5 protein-coding genes and 3 pseudogenes are annotated in these 4,622 nt (G+C 43.2%); 5 read left to right on the forward strand and 3 right to left on the reverse strand.

Annotated features, from left to right (window positions below; genetic code table 11):
* Both THEPK_RS12955 and THEPK_RS03615 read left to right on the forward strand, forming a co-directional pair.
* Positions 1-124 (forward strand): annotated as a pseudogene (locus THEPK_RS12955) (IS6 family transposase); the annotation flags it as partial.
* 4 nt (positions 125-128) lie between these two features.
* Positions 129-530, forward strand: a complete 402-nt coding sequence (locus THEPK_RS03615; RefSeq protein WP_255346958.1) for a glycosyltransferase — start codon at positions 129-131, stop codon at positions 528-530.
* Here the strand turns inward: THEPK_RS03615 and THEPK_RS03620 are convergent.
* Both THEPK_RS03620 and THEPK_RS12520 read right to left on the reverse strand, forming a co-directional pair.
* Positions 498-1,718, reverse strand: a complete 1,221-nt coding sequence (locus tag THEPK_RS03620; protein WP_042698451.1) for a lipopolysaccharide biosynthesis protein — start codon at positions 1,716-1,718, stop codon at positions 498-500. The genes THEPK_RS03615 and THEPK_RS03620 overlap by 33 nt on opposite strands.
* Before the next feature lie 190 nt (positions 1,719-1,908).
* Positions 1,909-2,097, reverse strand: a pseudogene (locus THEPK_RS12520) (DUF1616 domain-containing protein); the annotation flags it as partial.
* A 191-nt stretch (positions 2,098-2,288) separates the two neighbouring features.
* Between THEPK_RS12520 and THEPK_RS03625 the strand changes: the two are divergent.
* From THEPK_RS03625 to THEPK_RS03635, 3 genes are all read left to right on the forward strand, one after another.
* On the forward strand, positions 2,289-2,891 hold the full coding sequence (locus THEPK_RS03625) for a hypothetical protein (RefSeq protein ID WP_042698455.1): 603 nt from the start codon (positions 2,289-2,291) through the stop codon (positions 2,889-2,891).
* Complete coding sequence (locus THEPK_RS03630; protein ID WP_156882137.1) at positions 2,833-3,285, forward strand: hypothetical protein; 453 nt, start codon at positions 2,833-2,835, stop codon at positions 3,283-3,285. Before THEPK_RS03625 ends, THEPK_RS03630 begins: the two co-directional genes overlap by 59 nt.
* A gap of 157 nt (positions 3,286-3,442) precedes the next feature.
* Positions 3,443-4,090 (forward strand): hypothetical protein, encoded by a 648-nt coding sequence (locus tag THEPK_RS03635; protein WP_042698461.1) that lies wholly within the window; start codon positions 3,443-3,445, stop codon positions 4,088-4,090.
* Here the strand turns inward: THEPK_RS03635 and THEPK_RS03640 are convergent.
* Positions 4,071-4,622: pseudogene (locus tag THEPK_RS03640) on the reverse strand (transposase); the annotation flags it as partial. The gene THEPK_RS03635 and the pseudogene THEPK_RS03640 overlap by 20 nt on opposite strands.

The following is a 4,622-nucleotide window of genomic DNA, read 5'->3' on the forward strand; positions in this document are numbered from 1 at the left end:
GGTTCATAGGTTTGTTTTTCTGTTTGCCTTCTGGTATAATTTTGTCAGAATTCATTCTAGTTTTGGTGATCCGCCTGGTGATGTTACTGAATGGCTTCAGGAGGTGATGCCCCAGTTATCCTAACAGTATCCTAAAGCAGTACGCAAGGGAAATAGGGGTTGAGGATCGAGTTATCTTCACGGGAGATCTGGATAACCCACACATCGCAACTACTGTGGCAGACATATACACGCATATAACCTTTGGAGAAGGATTACCATTGGCACTACTCGAAGTAATGAAGATAGGAAAGCCCCTAATTGCGAGTAAGATCGGGGGAATACCAGAAGCTATCAGACATCCTTTGGAGGGCATATTAGTAGAGAACAAAGCAGAAGACATAATCCAAAGGGTTGAGTTCTTATTTCAAAACCCAAAAATCCGGAGAAAGATGAGTGTGATTTCAAGGAGAGCTGTGGAAAAAAGATTTTCATGGAGGAAAACGGCCTTTGTGCTTTTAAAACACTTTTCTAAAAAACCTGACAAATAACATGAACACTGAAATACTATAAGCTCCAATCCACCCCCATCCGACTCCCTCGATCCCGAACCGCGGGATCAAAAGGTAGCTCAACCCCAGGAACAGCGCCGCCTTGAGCAGGTTTATACCCACGACCTCCCTCACCCTCTTCTGGATGTTCAGTATGGTTATCGAGAAGTTGACGGGAACGACGAAGAAACCACCGAGAACCATTAGCTTCAGCAGGCCGAACCCCTTGACGTACTCGGGCCTGAAGAGCTCCAAAACATAACCTCCAAAGAGCCACACAAAAACCAGAGCTCCCAGAAGATATACATAGCTCAGGAATAATGCTTTCTTTAGTGTTTTCTTGATATTGCTGAACCCGTGGCTCCCCTCAACAAAGAAAGAAGTGTTTATAGCGTTGGGGACAAATAGTAGCATGTTGCCAACGGCAAAGGCAATGTAATAGTAAGCAGCTTGTTCCTCTCCTAGTATCGTCAAAACAATAGTGGGCATCAGGTAGTTCGGGGTAACATTTGCTAGGTTTGCTATGTAATTTCCCAGGGAAAATCTAAATGATGCTTTTAAGTATTCAAGATCAAGCGCAAGTCTTATCCCGTCCACGAATATTAGACCATAAACCAGTCCGAGAAGAAGGCCAAGCCCGAAGGAGGAAACTATCCCTAAAACACCCCAAGAAACCAGAAAGAACAGAAAGACAAACCTAACGGAAAAAAGAACTGCCTGAACAAAGCTGTGCTCAGCTTTCCTTTTTGCAATTGCGTAAATTGAGATCAAATTGTAGGAAGTCCCAATCATTGAAAAAGTTATGAAGATTATCAGGAACTCAGCCGAAAATATGCTCCTAAATGACTCACTTCTTCCCATGATGATCCCGTAGAGTATGGAGAATAGAAAGGACGCGATAATAGTTATCACTAGGGAGCTCCCAATGGCTCGTTCTCGATACTCAGGATAGAACCGTATTATGGCAAAGTTCATCCCGAGCATCGAAATGGTAAAAACAAGATTTATCGCGGAAACAATGGCAGAAGCGACTCCAACGTCTGAAGAAGGATAAAGTCTTGCGGCGATGCTCCAGAAAAGAAAGCCTGCAACTGCTGTTATTAGAAAAGATAGGGAGATGTATATTGAGTTCCTGTAAAGCGGACTTTTGAGGTTTTCTAGCTCTCGCTTTATTAAATCAAAATTCACGAGTCTCCCTCCGTCTTAACAGTGCCATTTTGGGAATCTCAAACCATCGTCACTATATCAAACGAAAATAAAAACTTATCGTGAAGAAGTGTGGCACGATTATACTTATATTATGGCTCATTTTGACTAATATTTGATTTATCGTGAGTCTTTAACCTTTTTCGAAAGTAAACTCAATGTAATTTCTCTATAGAGGAATTAACCTTATCCCCCATGGGGTGTAGTTTAGGAGCAAACCTATGAGGGGCACGATTGCAATGCTCAGACCAAGGCTCAAAGCCAGGCGTTCGAGGTTGTCTAACTCTTTTTTCTCTGGGAAAAGGGCAGTTATGAAAACATAGCCCGGAAAGAAGAGCACAAAAGCCAAACCAAGCCGTGAGTAAACAAGTGTTCAATGACTTTTTATGTGTATATTTATAGCGTTCAGTAAGTATTAACGGGTTAACAGAATGCAAAAAAACGCGAGTACAGAGTACACGGTACACTATCTGTACTGTACCATTTCATTTGTTCATTTGTATAACCCCTATGCATAATAATCCGTTTTGCATTATATTACTGGGGCTGGATATGAGCGCAAGTTCCTCTGTAACAGGTGGAAACACAACAACTCAAACAACAACCCCCTTTAATCTTGAGTACTATACGCAATTCCCGGAGATATTCAATGGAAGCAAGTTTCGAGTTCCTAAAGATGTGAAAACTCAGCTGAGTGCAAAAGAGAGATCAATTTTGCGAAAATTGAATCGTAGTATGGAATTGGGTGAAGATTTACGAATCACTCCCAGGAATGTAGAAGTGATCTTCTCACTAATCGAAAAAATTCAGCGGCACTATAACACTTTGGAGCTCTCTGATAAAGAAATTTCTGACCATATCAAAGCTATTCAGGAAAACATTCAGAAGTCAAGTCGCGAAAATTTGAAGGGGCATTATTTTTACCATATGAGAACTGCAGTTAGAGAATACGCCAAAATGATGCGGATAAATCTTGCAACCCTTTTGAAACAGGCTAAGTCTCGGAACTGTATAAGCAATGATGAGTTCTTACATCTTGTTCACAACCTCGTGAACTTGAAGAAATGTTGCAAGGAATGCATAATTCTGCTCATAGATGGAAGCATACTGGACGATCCTGAAATATGTGACTCTCTCTGTCAGGAACAGCTGTGATGGAATAAATCCACTCTGTTATTCTTCTTTTCCTATCGAAAGATTTAACCAACTAATTTGTAGTGACCTCTTTGGGTGGCTCTTTTTGAGGTACTTTCCCGAAGATGTCCTAAAGGAGGTTTTGGACTTAGCAGCACTTACAGCAAACCTGAAAACTGCAACTGAAGTTCAGGAGGCCTTTTTGATCCTTAAAGACGGCAAGATTGCAGGCATATTACTGTTTGCCACCAGAAAAACCCCTAAAAAGCTTATGAAAATGCTTGAGGAGGAACTTGAGGTTCCAGTTTATGCAATCACTCCAAAAAAGAGCGGTTACACAGCGTTCAATACTGAAGGTGAGAGAATCCCACTGGAACCCGAGGAGGTTGAGCATTTTGTGGACCTCGTTTTTTAATTTTAATTTTTTTGTCACTTTTTACACATAACTTAACACGTTTTTGACTGTAAATTGTCAAAAGTATTACTACTACCAGTAGTTTAGATGGGCAGTTATGTTTAATATTTCGTCATTGAGGCCAGTATTTCGCAAAAAGTAATGGAGGTGGAAAAGAATGAGGGTGTATGACCTACTTGAAGTGCTGTTTGTCCCAGGTGACGTAGTGGAAGTCAGAGCCCTATCCAAGCGCGGCAGGAGCAGCAACATCGGCGTGGCCAACAGGATACGACACTTCAGCTACCCCAAGGACACCAAGGCACTGAAGGCCTTTGTCCAAAACGCCTCCACAAGGATGACGGAAGGAACTTGGGCGCTCCACGGGGTCTACATAAGCGTCAACCCGAGGAGCGAACTCAAGCCGGACTCCCAGGGCAGCAAGGCCCGAGATGTGAAATACGTCGGGACGCTGTTCATCGACCTCGACGTCTTCGGAAGCTCTGCTGAGAACATCTACCTCTCCGTGGAGGGCATACGAGTCCAGCCAACGAAGGAGTGGGCAGTCAGAAACAAGGACATTGCCAAAGAGTTCTTGGAAAGACTTGCTGTTAACATCTACCAGCGATTGAGGGACCTCGACATGGCCCCAGTGATTATAGCCGACAGCGGCTTTGGGTTGCACTTCTTCTTCAAGCTAAACCCACCGATTGCCCGTGAAGAAGGGCTACCACCGCTCGAAGCTCAAAGAAACATGGAGGAGCAATACCGCGCTGCCTTCAAAGTAATGAAAAACATAATCTTGGACCCTAGTTCCCACCATCTGTGAAGTTGTATAATCTGTCCAGATTCACGGCCAGAATCGCCCCTAAAATCCTGACAACCAACCCCCTCAAACTAACACTCCTGCTCGGCTTCAGAAGAAACTCAGAAAACTTCGAAAACAAAGTCTCAATCCTCCTGCGAAAGTCAGACAAGTACTTGTAAAACTTCTTCTCCTCCAGATTACTAACCTGATTCTCCCGCTTCACCGGCGTGTAAACAACGCCAAACTTCAGGAATTCCTCCTGAAGTTCTCTACTAACGTAACCCTTATCCAAAAACAGAAAACAGCCAGAAAACTCCTCAACAATCACCCAGAACTTTTCCCTGACAACACTCACATCATGCTTGTTTGCCGGATCAACGGACAGCAAAGCCAACAGGTTCCCATCAGAGTAACAGGTCAGCTTGTACCCATAGTAAAACTTTTTTTAGAGGGAACAAACCCAACTGCGGGCTTTTCAGAGATGATTTCTGAAGAACCCTTCTTCTCCTTCCTGTTTTTTCTGGCCAACTCCTTGGTCTGAATGGGCTTTGAG

This window comes from Thermococcus sp. PK (genome assembly GCF_000430485.1).
GTDB lineage: Archaea > Methanobacteriota_B > Thermococci > Thermococcales > Thermococcaceae > Thermococcus_A > Thermococcus_A bergensis.